This is a genomic window from Dyadobacter linearis, from assembly GCF_907165045.1.
Taxonomy (GTDB): Bacteria; Bacteroidota; Bacteroidia; order Cytophagales; family Spirosomataceae; genus Dyadobacter; species Dyadobacter linearis.
The window spans coordinates 943,093-968,789 of record NZ_CAJRAU010000001.1; the positions used below are offsets into that span (position 1 = coordinate 943,093).

A 25,697-nucleotide genomic window follows, 5' to 3' on the forward strand; every position below is an offset into this window, starting at 1 on the left:
GCCAGCCTTTAATTCGATTTCCCGACAAAACTCCACTGGTAATCATTACCTGATTTAACAATTCCCCAATAATCAAACGAGCCGCTGGCCCTGTCACCAAAAGTATCGAGCGTGGTAGGGCCGGTAGCGCCCGTATAAGCGTTGGCCTGGGAAACGAAGCTGCTTTTTAAAGTTTCAATATCGGCAGGAATTCCGCCTTCCGCTTCTACCGTTCTGGCGATTACCCACATCGCGTCATAAACCGCTACGCCGAAAGCATCGGCGTCAATGCCGGATTTTGATTTGATTCTGGCGATCAAAGGCTCCCAGGTTGATTTATAAGCATCTGGTAATCCAAATGTTGGCGTGAAAAATTGCGTTGTCACTGCGAATGCTGCGGCTGCGGGGTCAGCAATTAACGCCGCACTCTGCGTTACACCGTCACCGCCATACCAGCGAACGGAACTCAATACCGGATCAGCTGCTGCTTTCTTGAAAAGCGCCACGCATTCGTCAAATGACGCCAGGTACACACCCACGCCGGCTTTTCCATATTTGGAAGTCAATGCATTGATCTCTGTTTTGATGGCAGCAATTGATTCTGAAAAGTCTGATTCCGTCACACTGTAAGGATTGAGCGACCTGGTTTCGCCGCCCGCGCCGGTGAAGAATTCCCCTGTTGCATTTTGCAGACCCTTATTACCCGCATCGTCACGCGCGATGGTCACAAGCCCTTTTATTCCCTGCGAATAGATCGTTTTCGCAACAGCTGCGCCTTCGATTTTATCGGCCGGACAAAACCTGAAAACCCGGTCGCCTGCAATGGCCAGACTTCCGGCAGTACTGCCCTGACTGATCACAATAGCGTTTTTTGTAGCAGATCTTGGCAGAATAGCCGCCAGCTCCGCACTCGACTGCGGGCCGATGAAAAACCGCGCTCCTGTCAAAGAATCGAACGCCGCGGCCGCATTGCCCGGGATCAGCCTGGTATCAAAAGTATTTACCGAGAACCTATATGTACTTCCCTTTTTTTCGAGGTAGGCGTTAATATCTTCTTCTGCAATGATCATTGCGGCCTGCGAAGTCATTCCCAGCGACGACCAGTTTCCTGTGAGCGAATACAGGCCGTCGACCATGATATAGGAAGTGATTTCGTGATCTTTGATACAACCTTGCAGGAATATTATTGAAAGCAATAATGTGCCAAAGAACAGGCGGGATTTTTGTAAAAATGAGGGTAGCATACAATGAGGAAAGTGATTGAATATGTGCTGATAAGTAGACGCAGAGATACATCTACTATCGCAATTTCAGGGTTAATCCTGCAAACTAATTCTAACCTCCCAATTGTCCGCTATCTCACCTGGTTACCCAGCACTAGCTTCCCGCCTTTTTTCACTATCCTGACATCCTTTACCTCATTTTCGCCTGGTAAAAAGAGCTTTATGCTCGTTTTGTTTTTGTCTGAGTTAAAATCTACCAGCTCAATATTTTTCCAGTCGATCTGATCGGTTGATTGCGCTACTTTCACGTGGGGCAATACCGCGCCTTCTCGCACGAGCATTACTACCTCCAACGCCCCGGCTGCTATCTCGTGCCAGCCGCTTTCGTACACTTTGCGGGTCTGGTAATCCACCCATTTTCCTTTTGGCAAATACACCTGCCGACTTTTCACATTCTCAAAAAGCGGCGCAACCAGTATCTCCGAGCCGAACATATATTGGTTATCCACCAGCCACGCGCCCGGATCTTCCGGGAAATCCAACAGCAATGCCCGAACCATAGGCAACCCTTTTTCCGAAGCCAGTTTCGATTCGGTGTAAATGTATGGCATCAGCTTGTACTTCATTTCAACTGCCTTTCTAAAATAGTTTTGAAAATCTTCGCCGTATTCCCAGGGCTCTTTCGGCGCCTGTCCGTGCGTGCGGGTGTGTGAAGAAAGCAAGCCCATTGGTAACCAGCGGCGGTACAGATCTTCCGGCGTTTTCATCGTAAATCCGCCAATATCGTGGCTCCAAAAAGTAAAACCCGACATGCCGAGCGACAGCCCGCCGCGCAGCTGCGCTTCCATTCCCTTGTTGGTCGTTTCCGCGTCACCACCCCAGTGGATCGGGTACCGCTGGCTGCCCGCCCAAGTGCTGCGCGCCCAGATGATGTTATCTCCGGTCAGCTTTTTCGTCAGCTCGGACACGATTTTATTGTATCGTAATGGATATAGATTGTGTTCATAAAAGCCCGTGCGACCCGATGCATACACGCCGGAAAGTGGCGCAGCTTCACCAAAATCCACCTTAATAGCGCCAACACCCATTTTCAGCAGCCCGGAAATTTTATCTTCATACCACTTAATTGTATTCGGATTGGAAAAATCAAGCACCGCATCTTCATAAGGAATCGTACCATTTGCATTCTTCACGGCCAGCCCTTTTTCCACAATTTCAGGGTAGAGGCTGTTTTTTGGAACAAAATAAGGCAGCTGCCAAAGCGACGTGCGGAAACCCTGCTTTTTGAGGTCGGCGATCATTCCTTCGGGATCTTTGAAGCGGCTTGGCGCGAAGCGGTAGTCGCAGCGCCAGTCGGTCTCAAACCAGCCGGTATCGAAATGAATCACGTCGGAAGGAATGCGGTTTTCACGCAGTTTGGCCGCAACATTCCGTCCATCCTGCTCAGAAAAATAGGTAATGCGGCTCATCCACAATCCAAAAGACCACAAAGGCGGCATCGAGGCTTTGCCGGTCAGATTGGTGTATTCATCCAGAATATCTTTCGGTTTACCCAAAAACACAAAAAGGTCCAGGTTCTCGTCGCCGATCTGCATTGCATTCGACTCACCATAAGTAGCTCCGAAATCGCAGGTAATAGGCGAAGTGGTGTGCATAAACATCCCGTAACCGCGCGAGCTCATGTAAAACGGAATAGGCTTGTACATCGTTTGGGTTTCCACACCATTCGGATCGTGGGTCCATAACACAACTTTCTGCCCGTTCTTGTCAAGCCGCGTAAATGACTCGCCGCAGCCGAATATCTTTTCATCCGGCGAAATAGAAAATACCGCAGCGACGCTCCGCGAATAGTCCGAAGCCCGGCGAACAAATGAAAACGGCAAAGTGGGCGTGTAAGAAGATCTTCCATCCGCCTGCCCGCGTGTCTGCGTCAAAATCTTGCCAGCTGCGTCACGAATCAGGATCTTCCAAGGATTTTCGTAAACAGTAACAGATCCGTGTACATTCGTGTATTCGTGGCCCCCACTAACTTTTTTATATTTCCAGGAAGCATCTTTAACGGGCTCCTTCATAAGCATTAGCGAAAGCTCACCGGAAGGCCCCTGAGCGCCTGTATTCGCACGAATGCGCACCGTGCGCGGCGAAGTAAACTCAACCGAAAACGGCAAAACGGGATCCTGCGCGTATTCAATGGATGGAAATTCATTACTGTACGAACGCTTGTAGCTCAGCATTGAATTATCAAAATTATGCGCCGAAAAAGGCTCGTGCCGTTTCCATTTGATCTTCCCCTGGCCAGTCGCAGGATCAAATGCAGCCAGACTATCCGCAAAGAAAATGGTATTGGAAAAATCCCGGAAATCGCCGCTGATATCTACCGGATCGTTCACGAGTTTACTCTGCTGGGCGACCGCCCGAAACCCGGACACGCTCAGGTTCAGCAACAATACAAGGGCAATTGTTTTTCGTAAAAATGGAAAGGTATTCATCATGGAGTGCAATGTGACGCCCGATATCAGCGGGCAATGATTTTTTTGACAACCGACCGGCCGTTGGAGCCGGTAAGGCGGACCAGGTAAATGCCGCTGGTCAGTTTATAATTAATGGTTATTTCGCGTTGCGACTTTGCAAGCTTCTCTTCGTAAATCCGTCTGCCGCTATTTTCGATGATACTGATCTTCTCAAAATCACTATCAGTCCATTTAACGGTTAAATTTTCCCAGGTCGGGTTTGGGAAAACCTGAAATGCTGCTGTTTCTGTCTCCACGCCCGTCACTTCTCCCCCGCCCCGCAGTACAAATGAAGTCACCGACATCGCAGGAATTGTGATAGGAATGGTATTGTCAGCCACATTCAGTTCCGACTTTTTCAATGCATTTTGTGCACGTGAAACGAAGGTTTCAGCGGCGGGAAGTTGTGATAAAGTGTAAACCGGTACCTGCTCTTTCAAAGGCAGAAAGTTCTCAATCTGGATATTGACAGTCTGATTCTGATCCGGCGAGCGGTTGATCAAAACGACCGTCATGGAATCTTTGGCCGCATTAATGCTCGGGTAAGCAGATATTAGGGTTTCATTCGAGGAAACAGCTTTGACAGAATGCGTTTGGTTGAAGCGGCTCAGCAAATGCAATGTTTCCCACATCCCCGTTTTCCAGCTCCACGGCGTGAATATCTCCACCTCGTTTTTCATAAACTCTCCCAGCGTCGATGCATACCAGACAGCCGTAACGGACGGGGCTATACTTTCGTCAATGCCAGTTTCCGTCACACCGAGTGTTACCCCGTGATCGGTGCCCAGGTATTGCGTCAGCCAATCGTTGCAGCGGGCGAAAATGTATTCCTTCGAAATGCTGTTGTCGTAGCCGCCGTTGATGGTTTTCACACCGTTGGCTTCTGGGAAAATGTAGTTTTTATCAAAATAAACGCGGTGCAGTTGCACCACTTCCTCTGTTTTTTTAGTGCCGGGGTAAAAATGAATATCGAGCACATCTAAAAGCTGCACGCCGCTTTTCTGCTCTTCTTCTGCAATGGATTTAATGAAGTATTCGAGCCAGGGATACGTTTTTCCGTTTTCCGTCACCGGCTTTCCGTCCCAGTTGTACCACTGCCACTCATTTGCGGTAACCGGCCCAACGAGCTTAATATCAGGCGATTTGGCCCGCGCCTTTTTAGCAACATCAATATAAAGCTGCATAAATTCCTGAGGAGATACCTGTTTCGGCATCACATCATCGTGCGTCCCCGACCAGATCTCCGGCTCATTGTCCATATTCCAATACCGGATTCCTTCTTTTTTCAGTCCCAAACCCTTTTCACCAAACCAGTGGTCCAGGATCGCGACCGAAGAATCAGCATTCCATTTTTGAAGATATAAAGTGGTATTCCCTTCGGTTTTGGCTTTGGTACCGGTTGCATTCGGTACGCCGCCGCCGGCCAGGTTTTGGTTCACACCTTCCCACCACTGCGACCGGTTAAAAGTCCAATCCGCAAAATTGGCTGCATTGCTTTTCGCCGCGTAACCCAGAAGTGGAAAAGCCCACATTCCCTGTGCGTTCGGAAAATGCTTTTGCAGTGTCAGCGCAGTCTGGTCCCAGCTGTTGTAGTACACGTTATTATACCAATCCGGGTGACTGCCCAGTTTCCTTCGCCAGTTATATTTAGAAGAATTATTCCCGCCGCTTTCCCGAAAAAACCGCACGCCCGCATCACGCAGCCTGACCAGATCCGCTTCCGGTAACGTCCAGTTCGGATCCGTGGAAGAGAAGGAATTGTTGCGGCCGTAGAGGTAAGGGGAAATAGGTTTGACTTCTGCGGTCGCGTCGATATTAATGACAACTTGCGCAGAAGTAATGGGCAGGGTTAAAAGGAGCAACGCAAAAGCGAGGGCGCCTGATAAAGTAATTTTGCGGATTTGCATGTATCGTAGCGGCCTCTCCCCCTGCCCCCTCTCCTAAAAGAGAGGGGTTTTACTTTTCACTGAAGTGAACGGGAGCAGACATTTTTGCTCTCTTAGAGCTATTTGTAAATCTTAATTTCTACCAGCTGAGAGAACGCTCCTGCAAAGGAGCCATTCCCGCCAACTCCCCTCTCCTGATGGAGAGGGGCCGGGGGTGAGGTCATTATTTCTTCACTATCCGGAAATTATCCACACTACCATTGAATGAAGCGATCGCTACATCCGGTGTGTTGAACAATACTTTCAGATCGGTGATTTTGGATGCATCCAGAATGCTGCCGCCAGCTGCGTTTTTGAACTCTGAAAGCTCGATCACAGCTGTTCTCCAACCGTTGGTCTGGTAGCCAGTTGCTGCGTATTCAGTTGAGTTCCAGGGCTGGAATGAATAGTTGAATTCAGTTCCTCCGGCGGTGATCGTAATATCGTATTTACCCGCTTTCCACGGTTCTGCGATATTGTGCTCGAATTTGAACTGTCTTTCCGAAGCTGGTCCGGCGGCAAGTTTGAAATCGAAGCTGCAAGTAGAGAATACCCAAGCGTCCGCATAGCCCGTTGCCGGTAATTTGGTCTGTTTTATTCTCGAAAACTTACCCGAGATAGCAGCCGGATCTGTGGCTGGTACAATAGGAGCTGCGCCCCAGCAAACTTCTGAGCCCCAGCTTGTTGCCGGAATATCAAAATTGACAAGGTTACCCTCGGTACCATTTACTTTATAGCTCGTTTTTACAGTACCAAACTCTCCTTCAACCGTAATAACATCCGAAACAGCAGTCGCAGGCATTTTTACCGTGATCTGTTTTACAGAGCTGTTCACGATTTGCAGATCGGTCGTACCTACTTTTACAGATTTAATATTATAGAAATAATCTCCGGCGATCACCAGGTTACCGCCTGGTTTTACAAACTCAGAATACAAACCCGAAAGTACCGGAGTCGGGGCTGACAATACGAAATCGTAAGTAGCCTCTCCGCCCTTGGTTTGCACGCGGATCTTGTTGGAAACCCCCGCATCCACCGCTTTGGTTGGTGCATTCGCAGGTATCGTCACGATCACATTGGAATTACTGCCCAGTGCAGCATTGAAAGTAGCCTCAAAATCGTTGAAATACACTTTCATCACACTTCCCAGGTTCTGGCCCTGGATCACGATCAGACTACCCGGTTCAGCCGCATTTAGCGAACTGTCCGCTTTGGTAGGATCGAGCAGACGAACATTGCTGATCATCGGCGCGCCGTCTACATCATCGTCATTACAGCTCTGGAACGAAAGCAGCATTCCTGCCGCCAAGCACAGTCCGAAGGCTGTTTTAAATATATTCCTGAAATTCATTGTCAGTAGTAGATTAGGGTTAGTCAACAAGTTTGCTGAAATCGAAAGGAACCGGCTCGTCTTTCAAAGAAGGCGCATTCACGATCTCTCCTTCCGGAAATGGCAGGTACAAAGTGTTCGCCGCCAGCGGGTAATACTCAGCAGGGGAATACGTTACGGTATATTTTTTCGGATTGGTAGAACCTGGCACATACGTCATCGTATAGTTCTCACGACGTTGTTTAGCGGTATAAGCGATCGCTTTCGCAGGGTTGAAATAATACCAGCGTACCACTTCATTCCAGGAGTTACCTTCAAATACCGTCTCGATCCTTCTTTCCTGGAAAATATCTTCGAAAGTCAGTGAAGTTTTGTTAGCCAAACCTGCCCTTTTACGAACCGCATTGAAGTATTCCAATGCTTTTGCGTCCGAAGTTGAAGCCGCATTACCCAATACTGCATCCGCGTAGATCAGGTATACCTCGGCAAGGCGCAGCATGTAGGAATTGATATTAGCCGCCATAAATCCGCCCAAACCACCATTGTCGGCAGGTGAGCCAACGATGTATTTTTTGATAGCAGCAAGCTGTTCCGGGCGCACATATTTCAAACCGCCGGTCGCTTTTTGGAGATTTGGATACACATCGCTGTCGAACATCGCAATCGCTTTTCTGCGAAGTGAATCTGCCGGATTTTCTGTAAAATACTTTACCAAATCCGCTGAAAGTCCCTGAGCTGCACCCCAGCCGTCGCCGGTTGTAGTGATATTGGCATCGTAGGCAAAATACGCCTGGAACGAATTGTTAACACCCCAGGGATTGCTTACCGGCATCCATTGCAGTGAGAAAAGGCTTTCCGCATTGTTTTTGGATGCATTGTGATTTGCACTTTCGAACAGCTCGCCATAAGTCGGCGCCAATGTGCGGCCGCTTTTTGTGATCACATCCTCCGCATAGTATTTCGCACTGTCCAGGTCCGACTGGTTACGCGTTCCGCTCTGGTTCAGTCCGGCGCGCATCAGGTACATACGGGCCAGCATTCCTTCCGCAGAATATTTTGTCAAACGTCCCTGATCGGCAGTTGCAGGCAGGTTTGCAGCTGCATAGCGATAATCCTGGATCAGCAATTTCCACACATCTTCAATACGGTTACGAACCGGCGCTTCGTTCAGCTGCGCCACGTTGTCGTAAACGATCGGAACTGCGCCCCAGTTGGTCACCAGGTAATAATAGGCAGTAGCGCGCATAAAACGGCATTCGCCTAATCCCTGCGATTTCACAGCCGCCGAAGCAGTGCTTCCCGTTGCTTCATTGATCGCCTTGAAAGCGTTATTGCTTTGCGCGATGATCTTGTAGAAAGATTTATAACCCGGCAAAAGCGTGTTCACGTCCGTTGAAGGAACAGCATGTTTTACATAGGCTGTGCGGTCATTGGAATTGAGGTTACCAGCCCGAGCCTCCTGAAAAGACATATTCGCCTTATCATTGAAATCGAACCAGACGATATTATAAAGCGGCGCGGTACCTGCCAGGATCTCCGCATCGGTTTTGTAAAAATTACCCGAGGTAAGTGCGTCCAGCGGCGGGCGATCGAGGAATTCCTCGCTACATCCCTGCAAAAGCATCAATGTGCTGATAGCCGCCAAGATTTTGATTTTGAATTGCATATAAAAAGGTCTTTTGAAATTAAAATTGAATCGATTAGAAATCAGCCGTCAAACCGAAAGAATACATCCGAACCGAAGGGTAGCGACCAGTATCCACGCCTGCCATCACAGTTCCACCGTAGTTCACCATACCAACCTCAGGGTCATAACCTTTGTATTTGGTAATTGTAAACAAGTTTTGCGCACCAACCGAAGCTTTCAGCCCGCGGATGAAAAGGTCTTTCATCAACGATTTCGGGAAGTTGTAGCTCACTGTGATGTTTTTCAAACGCACGTAGCTGCCGTCTTCAATGAAGTTGGTGCTCATCCGGTTGTTACCATTCGGGTCACCCGGTGCGATACGCGGGATCACGTGGCCCGGGTTGGTCAGCGTTACATTCTCCGCGTCGCCTGCTGCATAGCTGCTTGGACGCGCATAGTTCGCTACTGATTTCCACTGATTTCCAAACACACCACCATTGCCCGGTACTTCTGCGCGGTAGCGCGGGTAGTTCAGAATGTCATTTTTGAAACTTCCTGTCAGGAATGCATTCAGCTCGAAGTTCTTGTAGGTCATATTGTTATTGAAACCCAATGTAAACTTCGGCCAAGGATTACCGATCACCGTGCGGTCTTCTGCATCGATTACGCCGTCGGCATTCAGGTCTTTAAACTTGGTATCTCCTACCCAGCTGCCTGTTTGTGGATTGATGGTCAGTTCGCCGTTTGAAGTCTGGATCGCGTGGTTTCTGATATCTTCCGCATTCTGGAAAAGACCTTCGGCCACGTAGCCGGTCAGCATACTTGCAGGCTGTCCTTCCTCGGTTTTAAAACCAACCGAAGTTGCATTCCATATCGGTGTGATCGGGTTCAGGAGTGAGGTTACTTTATTGCGGTCGAACGAAAGGTTAATACCTGTTCTCCAATAAAAACCACCTTTATCGATATTCACTGTATTCAATGTCAAACCAACACCACGGTTTTTCATCGAACCTGCATTCACAGCCGGCCAGCTCAGGTACCCTGCTGAATAAGCAATGTCACCACCATAAGTGAAAGGATAAGAGTTAACCGTGATCAGACTTGTGATATTCTTGATATAAGCATCCACGATCAGCTCCACGCGGTTGCTGAACATGTGCAGATCCAAACCTCCGTTGATCACATCATCCTTTTCCCAGGTCAGGAATTCGTTGGCAAAGTTGGAGGCCAGAAAGCCCGTTCCCCAACCGGTAGGTACTGTTTGAAGGGTGGAATAAATGGCATTGCCACCGCTTCCCTGGTTACCCGAGCGTCCGATCTCGAACCTCAGTTTCAGGTCATTGATCGCATTCACACCTTTCAGAAAAGCCTCTTCCGACACGCGCCATGCTACCGAAACTGCCGGGAAGTTACCCCAGCGGCGGCCGTCGCGGAATGCAGAAGATCCGTCCATCCGGTAAGTTCCCTGCACGATATAGCGCTCGTTGAAGCTATAATTCACACGTGCAAAATACGATTCGCGTGATCCTGCGCCTTTACCGCTGTTGTTGCTCACATTGGAAATAACCGATGCATCACCACCCGAAAGCTCTTCGATCGTATTGGTAATGAACTTTTTACGTGAAGCTGTAAGTGATTCATAAGTAAATGCCTGCGCCTCGTGGCCAGCCATCAGGTTGATATCGTGTTTGCCCAATTTCAAATCATAGGTCAAACGGCTGTGTAAGCTCCACCAGTTATTTGTATTCGCATCCCTTCTTGAAGTTGCTGCATCCTGCGATACTACAAAACCACCGATTGTATAAGATGGATGGTAGGAATAGTATTTCAAGATCTCAGAGCTACCGTTCACTTCCGTGTGCCAGGTCAGGTTTTTGAATGGTTTGATATCCGCGTACAAACTTCCCAGAATAGAGGTCCGGCGGTTGTAATCGTTATAGATCTTGGAGATCATCACCGGGTTCGTAAACTGGAACTGTGTAGAAACAGGTCCGCCCCAGCTGCCGTCAGGATTCGTTACCGGCACACTTGGATTTTGGTCCAATGCAAGCTGGATAATTCCTCCATTGTTGGTATTTACTTTTTCTTCCGTAATACCAACACTCATATTCGCACCGATTTTCAGCCAGTTGCGTGTCTGATTTTCCAGGTTCAAACGACCGTTATAACGTTTAAAACCAGAACCTTCTACAATACCTTTTTGGTTAAAATACTCACCTGAAAGGTAGTACGTCGACTTTTCAGTACCGCCGCTCAATCCCACAGAGTATTTCTGCAAAGTAGTAGGGCGGAAAAGTGCGCCCTGCCAGTCAGTACCTTCGCCCAGCACAGACGGATCGGCAAACTGCGGTTCAGTAGCAGTACTACCCACAGCGGCAGCTTCGTTACGGAACTGCGCATATTCACGCAGGTTCATCACATCAATATGTTTCGGCTCCGATTGCAGGGTAACCAATGCGTTGAATGTGATTTTAGCTTCGCCGGCTTTACCGCGTTTCGTGGTGATCATCACAACCCCGTTTGCTCCAACCGCACCGTAAATCGCTGTGGCAGAAGGCCCCTGCAAAACGTTGATCGTCTCGATATCGTCCGGGTTAATGCTCGAAAGAATGTTTGAAAAACCTGTCGGGCGGTTGTTCGGATCGTCACGCATGTTATCAGGCTTGATCTGCACACCGTCGATCACATATAAAGGTTGTGTAGTACCTGTCAGCGAGCTCAGACCGCGAATCAAAACCGAAGGCGCAGCTCCCGGCTGACCGGAGTTCTGCTGTACCATTACGTTAGCCGCGCGACCCTGCAAACCTTGTTCTAGTGAAGTATTGATGGTTTTGCTCAGATCTTTACCCGAAACAGTAACCTGTGAACTGGAAACATCTGTTTTTTTCATTTCCCCATACCCTACTACCACCACTTCGTCCAGCGCAGCAATGCTTTCCTGCAATCTGACATCAATTTTAGTTTTGTTTCCCACCGGAATTTCCTGCGTCACAGAACCGATGAAGGAAATTACCAGCGTGTTACCCGCCGCCGCCTCGATCGTAAACTCACCCCTTGCATTGGTAGTAGTTCCATTGGAAGTTCCTTTCACCACCACACTCGCGCCCGGAATAGCATCATCACGTTCAGCCGAAACGACTGTACCAGTGATGGTTTTTTTGGCATCGCCCTGCGCAAAGGCACCCAGCCCAGCGCCCATGATCCCCAATGTCAGAAGAAGAGGTCGTAGCAACCCGGCGAGGAAATGCAAGCTGCGATTAACCCGCCTTGTTTCGTACAAATTTTGTTGCATGTTGTTTGGTTTTATAAGTTACTATTGGTTCACTTCCGAATTTATACTTTTCCGATACCTCTGGGTTAAGGCGCTGGTTTTGGTATAAATCGAATGAATAGTTGGACAAATGTGCCTTTAAAAAACGTGCTGGAAGGGATCTTAATGTTTACAAATAGGGTGTCATTTGTAAACTAGCGCAAAAAATCAGGCTATTTTTTCACCTGTAAGTGCATTTGCAAAGGGATCCTCCAAAAAAATGGGTGAGCAGGTAATGAGCAGGCGTATTTCGCGGATATGTTAGTATCAGGCTGATCTTTTGTACTATTCCTGGTCGACAAACTGCTTGCGGTAGGCAGTCGGAAGCATTTTATATTCTTCTTTAAAGAGCTTCGCGAAATACTTAGGGTTGTTGAACCCGATCTGGTAGGCAATCTCGGAAACGCTCAGCTGACTTTTTTCGAGCAAGCCCGCGCCGCGCCGGATCCTGATAATGCGGATAAATTCGATCGGTGTTTTACCGGTTAATGATAGTATTTTTTTGTAGAGATAAACGCGGCTCATCGACATCGCGTCGCTCAGTTCCTCGACGGTATATTCCGCATTCGCCAGGTTCGCTTCCACTACTTTGACGGCGCTGTTCACAAACTGTTCGTCCAGTGAACGTACCGCCACTTCGCTCGGCCGTATCTCAACGTGCTGCTGGAATTGCTGCTGCAACTGCTCACGCTGGCGGATCAGGTTCGCAACCCTCACCTGCAAAATGTCCAGCCGGAAAGGCTTGGTCACATAAGCGTCGGCGCCGGTCTGGTAGCCTTGCAGCTGCTGCTCTTCCTCGGCCCGCGCCGTGAGCAATACTACCGGGATATGTGAAATCCTGCGGTCGGTTTTGATTACGCGGCAGAGCTCGATCCCGTCCATTTCAGGCATCATCACGTCGCTCACGATCAGGTCGGGGATATGTTCGAGCGTAATTTCCAACCCTATCTTTCCGTTCGGAGCTTCGAGTATCTCGTATTCCTTTTCAAATACTTCTTTCAAATAAGCCCTGAACTCGTCATTATCCTCCACCAGTAATACCAGCGGCTTGTTTTTGACGGGTTTTTCAGCAAGAAGTTCAATTTCCGCGACGGGTTCCAGGGTCGACGGTACGTCTGCTGCGGGTAATGCAGGAATGCGCGCCGGACTGTTCAGCAAAGGCAAAGTGACCGTAAATGTGCTCCCTTCGCCCACAAAGCTTTCCAATTCAATGGTACCTCCGTGCATTCTGACAAATTCCCAGGCTATGGAAAGCCCGATGCCGCTGCCCTGGTTCATGATCTTGTCGGGCATCGGATGCTGGTAAAAACGCTCAAAAACTTTGGCCTGCGCCTCAGGCGGAATACCAATGCCCGAATCAGCGACGCTTATTTCCAAAGTTTCACTATTATCCTGACTTACAATCCTTAAAATAACGGTTACTTCGCCATTTTCAGGGGTGAACTTGAATGCATTCGAAAGCAGGTTATACATCACTTTCGACAATTTATCCTGGTCAAAATCTGCATAGCGCGATGTTACTTCACTCTCAAAACGATAGCGAATATGCTTGTGCTCAGACAGATCCGAAAAAGTCTGTGCGATCTGGCTCAGGAACCTAACAATATCTCCCCGCTCGGGCCGGAACTCCGTTTCCTCCACTTCCAGCTTTTTGAAATCGAGCAATTGCGTTACCAGATTAAATAGTCGCTGAGCATTCCGGTGCACGAGCGAAAGCTGCCGGTGTACTGCATGGTCGGAACTGATGTTTTTCAGCAGGTTTTCCAGCGGCGTAAGCATGAGCGTGAGCGGCGTGCGGAACTCGTGGCTCACATTGGTGAAGAATTTGATCTTCATCATATCCAGCTCATGCATTTGCTGGGCATAGTGCCGCTCCTGTTCCAGCTTAAAGTTCATCCGCTCGCGTTCAATCAGTATCCAGCGCGCGATCATCAATGCGCCGGCCGCGATCAGGAAATAAAGTACATAAGCCCACGGCGTACGCCAGAAAGGCGGCAAGATCACAACCCGCAGGCTGCGTTCCGTGGAAGCGCCGCCTTCTTTCATTTGCACTTTGAACACATAAGTGCCAGGGTCAAGGTTGGTGTAAGTTACCTTTCGCGTATTATCCGCCTCAAACCATTGATCGTTAAATCCTTCCAGCGAATAGATGTAGTGGTTTTTTTCGGGATGAAGAAAATTCAGCGCAGCAAATTCAATCGTAAATACATTCTGGCTGTACTCCAGCACAATGCGGTCAGTAAGCGAAATTGATTTTTCGAGCACCGCTTCCCCATCGAATAACTCGCCTGGCTGTACGCTTTTATTGAATATCTGAAAATCAGTAAGCGTTACTTTTGCGGAAATACGTTCATCAGAGATTTGTTTGGGGTCAAAAATGGAAAAACCATTGGCACCACCGAATACCATTTCCCCTGAACGCAGCCTCAGCGCCGCATTTTCATTGAATCCCCTACCCTGTAATCCATCGACCTCGTTGAAAGTACGCACCTGGAATGCTGTCGGTAATCCGCCGCTTCGTTTGGAAATATTGATATTGACCAAACCTTTGGGCGTACCGAGCCACAGATTTTGCATTTCGTCCACCGCCACTGTCAAAATTGAATTATCCGGCAGCCCGTCGGTCGTATTATAGGATACAAATGCATTATTTGCCGCGTCATACCGGTTCAGACCTTCGGAAGTACCGATCCAGATATTGCCAAAACTGTCCTGTGCGAGCGAAGTAACCCCGTCGCTGCTCAAACTGGCCGGATCGCCAGGCTTATTCGCATAATGCACAAACCGCCCAGTTTGCCTCATTAAAACGTCTACACCGTTGGCAGTTCCGATCCAGAGATTTCCCTGCCTATCTTCGAGCATTGCCGAAATATAGTCCGAGTTGACCGAGTTGGGGGCCGCACGCTGGTAATGCCGGAAAGTCTTTTTGTTCCGGTCAAATAAATCCAGTCCGTCGGCCAGCGTACCTACCCAAAGACGTTTTTGTGAATCTTCGAAAATCTCCCAGACGCGGTCGTCGATCAAACTTGTGGAATCGGCCGGGTTATGCAGATAGCGGGTGAAAGTTTTGCCATCGAAACTGTTCAGTCCGCCAAAGTAGGTACCAATCCAGAGTACATCACTTTTATCAAGAAACAAACTGACAATCACATTGTTACTCAAACTTTTAGGATCACCTGGAATATGCCGGTACTGTTTGAAACTGTTATTTTTTCGGTCAAAATAGATCAGTCCTCCCCCGTTCATACCCAGCCACAGGTTACCTTTCCGATCTTCCACAAACATATTCACATCGTCGAAAGGCAGACTGCCCGGGTCGCCCGGCGCGTGCTGAACGAGTGAAAATTTAAAAATATTCTTGTGATAGCTGCAAAATCCAGTCTTGAAAGTTCCTGCCCAGATCATCCCGGTCTGGTCTTTATACAAAGCCTGAATACTATTCTGGCTGATCGTCCTCGGGTCGCCGGGATTGAACAACAAGGTCGAAACTGTCCCCCGCTTTTTATCTAATACATTAATTCCGCCGTGGTCAGTACCGAGCCAGATACGCCCGTCGGGGCCGGCTACCATCGAGCTTACCGTATTGTTACTTAGCCGGAAATCGGAGCCCGCAGTATTGGCGACGCGTAGAGTGTTGTTTTTAAAATCAAAATAAAACGCGCCCAATGCGGCTTTCACAACATAAACCCAGGGTTCGCCATCGTCATCCACAAAAACCTTGTGATTGGATAAGTTGCCCAGGTTACGGTTCTGCAACATTTCGCTCTGCACATCAACTTTAAGCGTCTGCGCATTCACGCGGGCCAGAAACCCGTCGTCACACACAACCCAGAGGTTGCCCAGTACATCTTCGTCAAAATCAGAGATAACACGTTTCGCAGGAGCAGACGGATCTTCGGACGGACCAAACCTGACCTTTACGATCTTTTTTGAACGTGTCAGGAATTTCAGTAAGCCCAGCCGGTTATGGTTAATCCAGTAGTCGCCCGAGCGGGTTTTGATAATGCGGCTAAAATTTGCGTCGGGCAGTCCCAGTCTTTTGGCCGCCGCGTCCGCATGATGATCAATGCGCTCTGTAACAGGATCATAAATATCAAACCCAACCTGTGTATTGATCCAGATATAACCCTGCGGATCTTCAAAGATCGCGATGATGCGGCGGTCTGATATCGTAGTGGAATCGCCCTGAATGGGCTTGAAGACGCGGAAAGAATAGCCGTCGAACCGGTTGAGCCCATTGGCGGTCCCGATCCAGACAAATCCCCGGCTGTCTTTTAAAAAGCAATTGACCTGGTTGTGAGAAAGTCCACGTTCCGTATTGAACCGGGCAAACTGGTATTCATTGGATTGAGCCTCGCCCTTTTCCACCCAACCCAGCACCCCGGCCACTACCCAACAAAAACGCCAAAACCAACTTTGCATCGCAGAAAGAAACGAACCTTTTACCTCACTTTATACATATTGTTTTCAAAGCAAGTTCGTGCCAGATTCTATTCTTGCCCGGCGCACTACCTTCGGAGCTTACAAATTCGTCGTGAATTAGTTAAATTCTAAGTTGATTGCGGGTGTTACTGGTTTTTTTCGTCTTCTTAAGCACATGAGATCGATACAATTCATTCTTTTATTGAGCTGCCTCAGCTTTTCAGCCCTGGCGCAATCCAACCTTACCCCTGCCCAGCGCGACAGTCTGAAACAGGCCACGGTCGCTGATCACAACAATATGCTGCAACAATTGGGCATCGCCGCAGATCAGCTTCGCAAAGGTCCTTCCGGCAACCCAAAGGATCCGAATGCAGCCAACAGCTCGGAGGAAAAAGTGAACAAATACATATTGCCAGATCCGCTGGTTTTGAAGAACGGACAGAAAGTAAAGAATGCAAAAGATTGGCTTGAAAAAAGAAGACCGGAAATCGTCGCGGATTTTGAAAGTGAAATATACGGGCGAATGCCTGCAAATATTCCTGCTGTAAAATGGCAGCTCGTTTCAACAAAGGACACTTTGGTAGGCAACCAGGCGATCCGGGAAAAAACTTTGAAAGGTATCGTGGACAACTCAGCTTATCCGGCTATTCGGGTCGAGATCAGTCTGATATTGGCGACGCCGCTGGCTGCAAAAGGCGCTGTCCCTGTGGTGATTGAGTTCAGTTTCCCCCGCTCCCAGTTTAACCCGGGCAACGTTCAGGCGATCGGTATGGGCTCAGCCGGCGAACCGACCTGGCAGGAGCAGCTGATCTCCCGCGGCTGGGGGTATGCCGTAATTGCGCCGGCCAGCATTCAGGCGGATAATGGTGCGGGGCTTACCCACGGTATTATCGGACTTGTGAATAAAGGTGCGCACCGGAAACCGGAAGATTGGGGCGCACTGCGGGCCTGGGGCTGGGGAGCGAGCCGCGTGATCGATTATTTAGAGACCGATAAGGATGTTGATACGAAAAAACTGGCAATAGAGGGACTGTCGCGATATGGAAAAGCCGCGGCTGTAGCGATGGCATTTGAGCCGCGCATCGCACTCGGTTTCATCGGATCATCGGGTGCGGGCGGCGTGAAACTATTGAAGAGGGTTTTTGGTGAACAGGTCGAAAATCTCGCTTCTTCGGGCGCCTATCACTGGTTTTCAGGTACTTTTATCAAATATGCCAGCAAGCTCACTGCCGATGATCTCCCGGTGGACGCCCATCAATTAGTGGCACTCTGCGCCCCCCGGCCAATATTCATCAGCGCCGGTTCCCCGGAAGTGGAAGGGCAATGGGGCGACGCCAAAGGAATGTTTCTCGCAGCCGTCCACGCAGGCCCGGTGTATCGTTTATTAGGCAAAAAAGACATGGGTACCACCGAATACCCCCTATTAGGTATGCCGCTTATCGACGGTGATATTGCTTACCGCCAACACGCAGGCGGGCACAGCACCGGCCCGAACTGGAGTACCTGGATCGCCTGGGCGTCGCGGTATTGGGGTTTGTAGGTGCGCCCGAGTGTAATCTGGGTTGGGCGTTTGGGCAATTTTTCCCCTAAATCCCCTGAAGGGGACTTTGCTTGGTTCGATAAACCGACGAATACGGGGACTTTGCGTTGTTCACTAGGTCAAACGAAAAGCCCCCTCCCAGGGGGTTGGGGGGTAATTCCCCTCATCCAAAGCACCCCATTCTTACTAACCAACTTCGTAAGATTCCCTTCGTCAACCAGCTTTTGCAGGATTGCGTCGGTTTCGTTGCGGGGGGTTTGTGAGAGTTCGGAAAATTCTTTGGAAGTGAGGGTTTTATATTTGCCGAACAGATTTTTCCAGGTAGGATCAATATCCTTTTTGACTGCGTCGGGAAGCTGTTTCAGCAGCGCCGATTCGTATACTGAATAGGGTTTGGTACCATACACTTTCTCCTGGTTACCCTCCTGATCGGCGAAAAACATGGTTGGGAAACCACGGACTCCCAGCGACGCAGCGAAATTCAGGTCTTCTTTAAAAAGAGCTTCGGCATTTCCGTTAGAATCTCTTTCAAAAGCCTCCATGTCCAAGCCAACCGCCTTAGCTGCGACTGCCAGATTTTCCCATTTTGCAATATTGATCTTTTTCAAAAAAACCATTTCCCGCAATTCGCGGAGCAAATGCAGCGCCTTACCCTCATCCTGTAACTGCGCCGCTTTGAATGCGATCGAGGGTGGATAGGACGAATGCAGCGGATCTTCCAGCCAAACGTCGCCATCAATAGGCATATCATAATGCTCGCTTACCTCGTCCCAGTGGGGCGCCACGTCGGATGGTTTGCTGATGCCGCCGCTATTATAATTCCAGTCAGGCAGGAGCCCGCCCATTCTGTATTCCACCTGAATATACTCGCCATATTCAAGTTTAAGTTTACGGAGTTGCGGCTCGATACCCCAGCAAGAAGAGCAGATCGGGTCTGTGAAATAGATGATTTTCACCAATTTATCGGCAGCAGCTATCGATGTATCTTCCAGCTTTACCGATGCATCGTCGATTTCACACATGCCCGTTTCGATGTCACACAACAGCGGATTACTATTCTTTATTTCTATCATAATACGGTTTACATTCAGACGCCTTTGAAATTTAGCATCTTATTTGAAACAGTCCAAGAGGACGAAATAGTTGCGTTGAATATTCGACTTTAAATTTGAAAAGTCGGACATCCCGTCGGAAGATTCGTAACGCAACTGGCAAGGTGTACTTTACAACCGGTTTTTTTAGTGTGCGTTGAATGGATTTATAAATATTTGTTGCGGAGTTGCAACAAAATACTGCGCATTTTACTTATGAGCAACGCCTTAAAAACCATGCAGTTTGCATTTTTCTTGTTCACAGCGGCGAGCGCGGGTGCGCAGCAACTCAATCTGACTTTCAAGGACAAAACGCAGATCATTAAACGCGGCGATTTTATACAATGCATTAGCAGCAGGGTCGACCGGAATTCACAGTACTACTTCGGAAAGGTTGAAGTAATTGGAACAGACGGGATTTCTATCAAAAAGAATCCCTTCCTGGCAGGGAGCGGCGGATTTTTGAGATACGAAGACATCACTTCTATTGCAAAAGTCAGGATAGTCAAAAGGTCGATACTGCCAGCGATTATCGGCGGAAGTATCCTCGGGCAGCTCGCATCCATCCGTTACATTCCTTCATCGTTCGGACCACTTATTGGGATGCCGGCAGCGTATGCATTACTCGTCCTGGCGATCAAGTACAACAGGAAAGAGCTAAGACGCAACCAGGTTAACAAAACCGTATTCCTTACCCCGTCGCGTAAACCTTCCGACAACGAGTCCTACTTTGAATATCAGTAGTATCAACAGTTTCAGAAGTCAAAAAACTATTTTACATACAAAACATAAATTAATAAACTCATTTTACATACATTTGGTGATAATATAAAAATGTTTGATTGAATAGATGAAAGGAGCCAATTTAGGGGAATTTGAGGAGCTTGTCCTGCTGACGATCGCCTCTATGGCCAGCGAAGCATACAGCGTGGCAATATGTGATGAGCTTGAAAAATACACCGGCCGCACTGCCAAGCTGGGTGTGGTACATTCGGCGCTCAACCGGCTTGAAGAGAAGGGAATGGCGAAGAGCCGGCTCGGCGAGGCGACAAGCGCGCGGGGAGGAAAACGGAAACGCTTTTATGAGGTAAGCCACGCGGGAAAAGTCGCGCTTGTGAAGTCGAAAGAAGTGCGCGAAAATATCTGGCGGAACATTCCTGGCTTTAATCTGGAAGGTTCGATATGAAACAGCAACCGAAAGCCACCCCACCCCGCTGGGCCACCCGCTTTTTACACTGGTATTGCCGCCCGCGCCTGCTCGAAGACCTCGAAGGCGATCTCAATGAATATTTCGGGCGCAATGTCGCCCGTAAAGGAATCAGGAGCGCCCGGCTGATCTATATCCTCGACGTACTCAAATTCCTCAGACCTTATACCATTCGGAAAATAGAATTTTTCCACTTTTTCATCCACTGGATTATGATCGGCAGCTATTTTAAGACTTCCCGGCGGAGCCTGGTCCGCAACAAACTCTTTTCCCTCATCAACATCGTCGGACTTGCGGTCAGTATGTCGGTTGGGCTGCTGGTGATTTCGATTGTCAGTGACCTGTATTCGTACGATGATTTTCAGGACAAAAAAGACCGGACTTACCGCATAATCACGAAAACGGTGGAAAATGGGCAGACGTCGGAGACCAATCTGGCTTCAACCTCGATTCGGGTAGGCGAGAAAATCAAAGAGTCGGTTCCTGCGATTGAAGACGTGACGGCAATGCGCGTTGGTTTTTCGGGCGATGCGAAAGTCAGTAATTCCACCGTTCCGATCGAGGCGACCTGGGCCGATAATTCGTTTCTCAAAGTATTCAAATTCCCCCTGCTAAAAGGTGATCTTGAAACAGCACTCAAAGAGCCCCAGTCCCTCGTTTTGACAGAAAAAACAGCAGAAAAGCTCTTCGGCGAATCGGATGCGCTGGGCAAAACGGTCCGGTTTGATTCAACGATTTATACGGTGACAGGCGTTGTACAAAACGTCCCGAAACTCTCTCATATCAATTTTCAGGCACTGATCTCGCTGTCATCGATCGACGCCGGACACAAGGATGCCGACCTGCATAGCTGGGCCAATATCTGGCAAAATTATGTGTATGTGACTCTCCCCGAACCCATTGATGCGACCAAATTGCAACCCGCGCTTGACCGGCTGAGCAAGCAGGAAAATAAAACACTCACAAACCGGACAGTATCGGTTTCCATGCAGCCGATGAAGGATATTGTACTTGGCGGATCGCTTATGAACAATATCGGCCCCACCTTCGCGCCGCCTGTGATGTGGACGCTGTGCGGTCTGGCGATCGTGGTCATTCTTTCAGCTTGCTTCAATTATACCAATCTTTCCGTAGCCCGGTCTATGCGCAGGTCTCGCGAGGTGGGGATCAGGAAGATCATCGGCGCACAAAAAAGTCACGTTCTGGGTCAGTTTATGGCAGAATCCGTCATCATAGCGTTGCTGGCGCTGGTATTTTCGTTCGCGCTATTTATGGTTTTGCGTAAAGAATTTCTAGGTCTGGACAAGCACATTGCCGACGTTTTTTCACTCAATATCTCTATTCAAAACATCCTATATTTCCTTCTGCTGGCGGTTATCACGGGTATTGCCGCGGGTTTGATGCCCGCATTGTTTTTCTCCAAAATGAATGCATTGCATGTGATGAAAGACGCTTCCAGCATGAAGATTTTCCGCCGCGTCGGGATCCGGAAAGTGCTGATCGTAGTTCAGTTTACGCTCTCGCTTATATTCATCGCGGCCACGCTGATCGGCTACAACCAGTACAAGGGACTGGTTACATTCAATCTGGGTTTCAAGACTGAAAACATCATTAATCTGCGCCTGCAAGGCAATAAAGGAAATATTTTAGCAAAAGAACTCGCGCAGATCCCGGCAGTAAAAGGCATTTCGCAATCTATGATGATCACTAGTCTGGGCTCAAAACACGGCACAAACCTTACTTACAAAACAGATTCAACTTTGGTTTGGGAAAACCAGGTCGACGAACATTACCTGCCGCTGCATCAGCATCAATTCCTGGCTGGCCAGAACTTCACGGCGAGGCCTGAAAAGGGGAAAGAGAGTGAGATTATTGTCAATCAGCAGGTTTTGAAAAGATTTAATATTGCTGATCAAAATCCTGAGAAAGCATTGGGAAAGATCGTTTTTGTGAGCGGTCAGCAGCTGGCAATCGTCGGCGTCGTGAAGGATTTTCATTACGGTTCACTCGAAAACCGGATCGAGCCGGTGATGTTTCGCTATTCCAGCGAGCCGGACAGGTATCTGAATGTGAAAATCGTTTCCCAAGACCTACCAGCGACTTTGGAGAGCATTCAAAAAGTGTGGCGGAAGCTCGATAAGGTGCATGAACTGGATGCTAAAATCTACGACGAGCAAATCGAAGAAGCGTACGCGCAGTTTTCGCTAATACTTAAAATCATCGGTTTCATCGCATTTCTAGCCATCTGCATTGCGTCGCTGGGGTTGTTTGGAATGGTCGTTTTCACAACAGAAACCAAATTAAAAGAGATCAGCATCCGCAAAGTGCTGGGCGCCAGCGAAACGGGACTGATCTATCTGCTATGCAAAGGATTTCTTCTGTTGCTCGTGATTTCAACCGTGATCGCACTGCCGGTTACCTATTTATTTTTCGACAAGGTGGTACTTACCAAATTCCCCTATCATCAGGCGATCAGCATAACCGATATGCTGGGAGGTTCGCTGATCGTCATGCTGCTCGCTTTTCTACTGATCGGATCACAGACCGTCAAGGCGGCGCGCAACAATCCGGCGAAGGTTTTGAAAAGTGAATAGTAATCGCGGAGCAAACGATTAAAGTAGCGGTCTTTTTGAAATGTACACCACGCCCCGCCCGGCTTTGCTATTGCAAAAATTGAAAACACCCGACTTCGCATTAGAACAAACCGCGTCGCTGCCGGTAATGTAAAGCCTTTGCTGATCATCCAGGAACAGGCTTTGCAGCTGGTGGAGCTGCGGCAGATCGATCCGCCGGCCGGTCGAAGTAATCACCCCGGGCGTCTCGAAAACACCGGTGGTCGCATTGGGCCCGTCCAGAAAAACTCTGTTAATCTCATAAGTCAGCGCGCCCGGCCCTGCTATCGGGTTTACACGGAATTTGTCTTTGGACTCGAATTCCGGAATGCCCCCTAATATCGGATTCCGCGCAACGTAGCGGTGCCACGTTTTACCATCGTCTACACTAAAATTGTCCGCATTCGTCAATATCTGTTGCTGATCGCCCATTTTGGATTGAGTACTTAATCCATTCATTGTGAACAGCGTATCCTGAAACTGCACAATGCCGAACATACCAGTTTTCTGCTCGTATACCTGCTCCCAGTGCTTACCGTGATCCGTTGTGCGAAATATCTGAAACATGGTCGAGATTAATACCGTTTTGTCGTAATCGCCCCATACACCCGCAATCTGGCGATCGACAGGTGCTTTTAGCGTATACCAGTCCTGGTATTCGTCGAGTACCGTATCGGGCTGGGTTACTATTTCTGGCCCCTCGTTTTTACAGGACAATACCACCACAAAAGCCAAACAGTAAAGGAATGTTTTCATAGTATTAAACATAATTATAAATTTCTCGTCAGTCAATAGGACGTAAAATGTTAACTTTTTCATAATGATGCAACTGGTGATCAACGGCAGCTCGGTAGAAGATATTGCTTCTTTTTATGATGAGATAAACCGCGTTTTTATGGCGGATGAAAATTGGAAGATCGGACCCAGCCTGGACGCATTTGACGATTTGCTTTACGGCGGATTTGGAGCAATACGAAATGCAGAAAGAGTCGAAGTCGTGTGGCAGGATATTGAGAAAAGCCGGGCTGCATTGGGTTATGAAGCCACCAAAGCTTATTTTCTGGAAAAATTAAAACCTGGCTCCCCGTTCAATAAAGTGCTGTTTGAAGAAAAACTGGCTGCACTGGAAAACGGGACGGGCGAGACGTATTTCGACACGATCATGCATATCATTGCGGAGCATAAAAATATCGCTCTGAAAAACTGAAACTTCGCGACCGGCGACTATTCGTCTGATTTTTTGAGAATCTTTGGACTTTCAAATTGACCCAAAAAAAAGAACACTGACATGCAAAACATTAATATCGCGACGGCCCAGTTTGAGAACAAAAGCGGCGACAAAAAGTATAACCTCGAAGCGATCGACAGACTTTCGGCCGAGGCAGCGGCAAAGGGCGCACAGGTGATCGCATTTCATGAATGCTCGGTTACAGGGTATTCTTTTGCAAGAAAACTGGACCGCGCGCAACTGACGGACCTCGCAGAGTTAATTCCCGACGGCCCAAGTATCCAGGCGCTGATCGGCATCGCTGCGAAAAATAATATTGCAATACTAGCCGGACTTTTTGAGAAAGACGAAGCGGGAAACCTGTTCAAAGCTTATGTATGCGTAGATAAAACCGGGCTTCTAGCCAAGTTCAGAAAGCTGCATCCGTTTATCAACGGGCACCTGACGCCGGGCGACGAATATGTCGTTTTTGATCTCTACGGCTGGAAATGCGGGATCCTGATCTGTTATGACAACAACATTGTCGAGAACGTCCGCGCCACGGCGCTGCTCGGTGCTGACATTATCTTTATGCCACACGTGACGATGATGACGCCTTCCACACGCCCGGGCGCAGGATTTGCCGACCCGGCTTTATGGGAAAAGCGCCACGAAGACCCGACTTCGCTCCGGTTGGAATTTGACGGGCTGAAAGGTCGCGCCTGGCTGATGAAGTGGCTGCCCGCACGCGCCTATGATAATGCGATCTACGCCATTTTCTCAAACCCGATCGGAATGGACGATGACCAGCTTAAAAACGGCTGCTCGATGATCCTGGATCCTTTTGGAGATATCATCGCTGAATGCAGAAACCTCGGCGACGACATCGCGATCGCAACCTGCACACCGGAAAAACTGACCCAGGCGGGCGGCCACCGCTACCGAAAAGCCCGTCGACCGGACTTATATAAAGACATCATCGGCAAGGAACACAGCCCGGAACAAAAAGTAGCGTGGTTGAGCTGAGATGTTCATCGCGGAAAATTCATATTAATCCTGAGTAACATGCCGGTACTGAGCAAATAGCCGGTTGTTGCTGCGACCTTCGTGAAATTTTAATGCCATTTTAACTTGCTTTTAACGCCCTATTAAGGGCGAGTAGCGGTTTTTGTATTAAAGTTTAGAAGGTCACTCCAACATGAACAAAATCGCTTCGCAATACAAGCTCGCCGGCGCAGCGGCACAGTACCTGAATATCGTCAAATTAGTCTTTCTGATCTGATGATAAAGGCATTCAGGAAAAACGCGATTCCCCTGTTACTACTCCTGCTGAGCGGACATTTCTTCGTGACCGCCAGCGCGCATGAGGGGATGGTCCAATATGCACAGCAGAAAATCCACCAGGCTGGCGCTGCTCTTGAAACCAATTTCCATCACCATAACCTGCTTCCCGGCTTCGGGATCGGCGACCGCAAATCACGGGACAAGGTTTTTTTCGAGGAAAAAGAAGAGGAGAACCTAAACCTTTTTCTCCCGAAAACGTATAGCTGCTATCGTGGCTACTTCACAGATTTCTACAAAAGTGCAATCGAATTCCGTCCGGTATTCATTGCAAAGTGCATTACCCCCTGTACACACTGGCTTCGCTCCTCAACCCGCAGATACCTGATCCTCAGGGTATTCAGGATTTGAAATAATAGCCTATCAGGCTTTT

The 25,697-nt window shown here is 48.7% G+C and carries 16 protein-coding genes; 7 read left to right on the forward strand and 9 right to left on the reverse strand.

Annotated elements, in window-relative coordinates; genetic code table 11:
- Positions 1 to 8: 8 nt before the first annotated feature.
- The 7 genes from KOD92_RS03845 to KOD92_RS03875 all read right to left on the reverse strand — a co-directional run bounded on the left by KOD92_RS03845 (position 9) and on the right by KOD92_RS03875 (position 16,326).
- Positions 9 to 1,223 (reverse strand): ABC transporter substrate-binding protein, encoded by a 1,215-nt coding sequence (locus KOD92_RS03845; RefSeq protein WP_215232183.1) that lies wholly within the window; start codon positions 1,221 to 1,223, stop codon positions 9 to 11.
- 110 nt (positions 1,224 to 1,333) lie between these two features.
- A complete protein-coding gene (locus tag KOD92_RS03850; RefSeq protein WP_215232184.1) occupies positions 1,334 to 3,694 on the reverse strand; it encodes a glycoside hydrolase family 31 protein in 2,361 nt (786 codons plus the stop codon).
- Positions 3,695 to 3,717: 23 nt separating this feature from the next.
- Positions 3,718 to 5,619, reverse strand: a complete 1,902-nt coding sequence (locus tag KOD92_RS03855; protein ID WP_215232185.1) for a glycoside hydrolase family 44 protein — start codon at positions 5,617 to 5,619, stop codon at positions 3,718 to 3,720.
- 202 nt (positions 5,620 to 5,821) lie between these two features.
- Positions 5,822 to 6,988, reverse strand: coding sequence for a glycan-binding surface protein (locus KOD92_RS03860; protein WP_215232186.1), 1,167 nt, complete (start codon positions 6,986 to 6,988; stop codon positions 5,822 to 5,824).
- Between the two features lie 19 nt (positions 6,989 to 7,007).
- Positions 7,008 to 8,633 (reverse strand): RagB/SusD family nutrient uptake outer membrane protein, encoded by a 1,626-nt coding sequence (locus tag KOD92_RS03865; RefSeq protein ID WP_215232187.1) that lies wholly within the window; start codon positions 8,631 to 8,633, stop codon positions 7,008 to 7,010.
- Positions 8,634 to 8,667: 34 nt separating this feature from the next.
- Positions 8,668 to 11,886 (reverse strand): SusC/RagA family TonB-linked outer membrane protein, encoded by a 3,219-nt coding sequence (locus KOD92_RS03870; protein WP_215232188.1) that lies wholly within the window; start codon positions 11,884 to 11,886, stop codon positions 8,668 to 8,670.
- A 303-nt stretch (positions 11,887 to 12,189) separates the two neighbouring features.
- Positions 12,190 to 16,326, reverse strand: a complete 4,137-nt coding sequence (locus tag KOD92_RS03875) for a hybrid sensor histidine kinase/response regulator transcription factor (protein ID WP_215232189.1) — start codon at positions 16,324 to 16,326, stop codon at positions 12,190 to 12,192.
- 175 nt (positions 16,327 to 16,501) lie between these two features.
- Here KOD92_RS03875 and KOD92_RS03880 point away from each other — a divergent pair, with 175 nt between their 5' ends.
- Complete coding sequence (locus KOD92_RS03880; RefSeq protein WP_215232190.1) at positions 16,502 to 17,866, forward strand: glucuronyl esterase domain-containing protein; 1,365 nt, start codon at positions 16,502 to 16,504, stop codon at positions 17,864 to 17,866.
- A gap of 119 nt (positions 17,867 to 17,985) precedes the next feature.
- Here KOD92_RS03880 and KOD92_RS03885 read toward each other — a convergent pair whose 3' ends face one another.
- Complete coding sequence (locus KOD92_RS03885; RefSeq protein ID WP_215232191.1) at positions 17,986 to 18,939, reverse strand: ClpXP adapter SpxH family protein; 954 nt, start codon at positions 18,937 to 18,939, stop codon at positions 17,986 to 17,988.
- 234 nt (positions 18,940 to 19,173) lie between these two features.
- Here KOD92_RS03885 and KOD92_RS03890 point away from each other — a divergent pair, with 234 nt between their 5' ends.
- The 3 genes from KOD92_RS03890 to KOD92_RS03900 all read left to right on the forward strand — a co-directional run bounded on the left by KOD92_RS03890 (position 19,174) and on the right by KOD92_RS03900 (position 22,758).
- A complete protein-coding gene (locus tag KOD92_RS03890; RefSeq protein ID WP_215232192.1) occupies positions 19,174 to 19,701 on the forward strand; it encodes a hypothetical protein in 528 nt (175 codons plus the stop codon).
- Positions 19,702 to 19,807: 106 nt separating this feature from the next.
- Positions 19,808 to 20,143 (forward strand): PadR family transcriptional regulator, encoded by a 336-nt coding sequence (locus tag KOD92_RS03895; RefSeq protein WP_215232193.1) that lies wholly within the window; start codon positions 19,808 to 19,810, stop codon positions 20,141 to 20,143.
- On the forward strand, positions 20,140 to 22,758 hold the full coding sequence (locus tag KOD92_RS03900; protein WP_215232194.1) for an ABC transporter permease: 2,619 nt from the start codon (positions 20,140 to 20,142) through the stop codon (positions 22,756 to 22,758). The genes KOD92_RS03895 and KOD92_RS03900 overlap by 4 nt, the downstream gene beginning before the upstream one ends.
- A gap of 18 nt (positions 22,759 to 22,776) precedes the next feature.
- Here KOD92_RS03900 and KOD92_RS03905 read toward each other — a convergent pair whose 3' ends face one another.
- Positions 22,777 to 23,532: a beta propeller repeat protein gene (locus tag KOD92_RS03905; RefSeq protein ID WP_215232195.1), complete on the reverse strand. Its 756-nt coding sequence runs from the start codon at positions 23,530 to 23,532 to the stop codon at positions 22,777 to 22,779.
- 64 nt (positions 23,533 to 23,596) lie between these two features.
- Between KOD92_RS03905 and KOD92_RS03910 the strand changes: the two genes are divergently transcribed.
- The 3 genes from KOD92_RS03910 to KOD92_RS03920 all read left to right on the forward strand — a co-directional run bounded on the left by KOD92_RS03910 (position 23,597) and on the right by KOD92_RS03920 (position 25,675).
- Complete coding sequence (locus KOD92_RS03910; RefSeq protein ID WP_215232196.1) at positions 23,597 to 23,983, forward strand: barstar family protein; 387 nt, start codon at positions 23,597 to 23,599, stop codon at positions 23,981 to 23,983.
- 81 nt (positions 23,984 to 24,064) lie between these two features.
- The gene (locus tag KOD92_RS03915; protein WP_215232197.1) at positions 24,065 to 25,009 is read left to right on the forward strand and encodes a nitrilase family protein; all 945 of its coding nucleotides are present in this window, start codon (positions 24,065 to 24,067) and stop codon (positions 25,007 to 25,009) included.
- A 255-nt stretch (positions 25,010 to 25,264) separates the two neighbouring features.
- On the forward strand, positions 25,265 to 25,675 hold the full coding sequence (locus tag KOD92_RS03920; RefSeq protein WP_215232198.1) for a hypothetical protein: 411 nt from the start codon (positions 25,265 to 25,267) through the stop codon (positions 25,673 to 25,675).
- Positions 25,676 to 25,697 lie beyond the last annotated feature (22 nt).

What these genes read in the sequence shown, in the direction of transcription:
- KOD92_RS03900 (WP_215232194.1), top strand. Translation starts at nt 20,140, where the DNA reads ATGAAACAGCAACCGAAAGCCACCCCACCCCGCTGGGCCACCCGCTTT.
- KOD92_RS03855 (WP_215232185.1), bottom strand. Translation starts at nt 5,619, where the DNA reads ATGCAAATCCGCAAAATTACTTTATCAGGCGCCCTCGCTTTTGCGTTG.
- KOD92_RS03915 (WP_215232197.1), top strand. Translation starts at nt 24,065, where the DNA reads ATGCAAAACATTAATATCGCGACGGCCCAGTTTGAGAACAAAAGCGGC.
- KOD92_RS03880 (WP_215232190.1), top strand. Translation starts at nt 16,502, where the DNA reads ATGAGATCGATACAATTCATTCTTTTATTGAGCTGCCTCAGCTTTTCA.
- KOD92_RS03890 (WP_215232192.1), top strand. Translation starts at nt 19,174, where the DNA reads ATGAGCAACGCCTTAAAAACCATGCAGTTTGCATTTTTCTTGTTCACA.
- KOD92_RS03910 (WP_215232196.1), top strand. Translation starts at nt 23,597, where the DNA reads ATGATGCAACTGGTGATCAACGGCAGCTCGGTAGAAGATATTGCTTCT.
- KOD92_RS03850 (WP_215232184.1), bottom strand. Translation starts at nt 3,694, where the DNA reads ATGATGAATACCTTTCCATTTTTACGAAAAACAATTGCCCTTGTATTG.
- KOD92_RS03870 (WP_215232188.1), bottom strand. Translation starts at nt 11,886, where the DNA reads ATGCAACAAAATTTGTACGAAACAAGGCGGGTTAATCGCAGCTTGCAT.
- KOD92_RS03875 (WP_215232189.1), bottom strand. Translation starts at nt 16,326, where the DNA reads ATGCAAAGTTGGTTTTGGCGTTTTTGTTGGGTAGTGGCCGGGGTGCTG.
- KOD92_RS03920 (WP_215232198.1), top strand. Translation starts at nt 25,265, where the DNA reads ATGATAAAGGCATTCAGGAAAAACGCGATTCCCCTGTTACTACTCCTG.
- KOD92_RS03845 (WP_215232183.1), bottom strand. Translation starts at nt 1,223, where the DNA reads ATGCTACCCTCATTTTTACAAAAATCCCGCCTGTTCTTTGGCACATTA.
- KOD92_RS03895 (WP_215232193.1), top strand. Translation starts at nt 19,808, where the DNA reads ATGAAAGGAGCCAATTTAGGGGAATTTGAGGAGCTTGTCCTGCTGACG.
- KOD92_RS03860 (WP_215232186.1), bottom strand. Translation starts at nt 6,988, where the DNA reads ATGAATTTCAGGAATATATTTAAAACAGCCTTCGGACTGTGCTTGGCG.
- KOD92_RS03865 (WP_215232187.1), bottom strand. Translation starts at nt 8,633, where the DNA reads ATGCAATTCAAAATCAAAATCTTGGCGGCTATCAGCACATTGATGCTT.
- KOD92_RS03885 (WP_215232191.1), bottom strand. Translation starts at nt 18,939, where the DNA reads ATGATAGAAATAAAGAATAGTAATCCGCTGTTGTGTGACATCGAAACG.
- KOD92_RS03905 (WP_215232195.1), bottom strand. Translation starts at nt 23,532, where the DNA reads ATGAAAACATTCCTTTACTGTTTGGCTTTTGTGGTGGTATTGTCCTGT.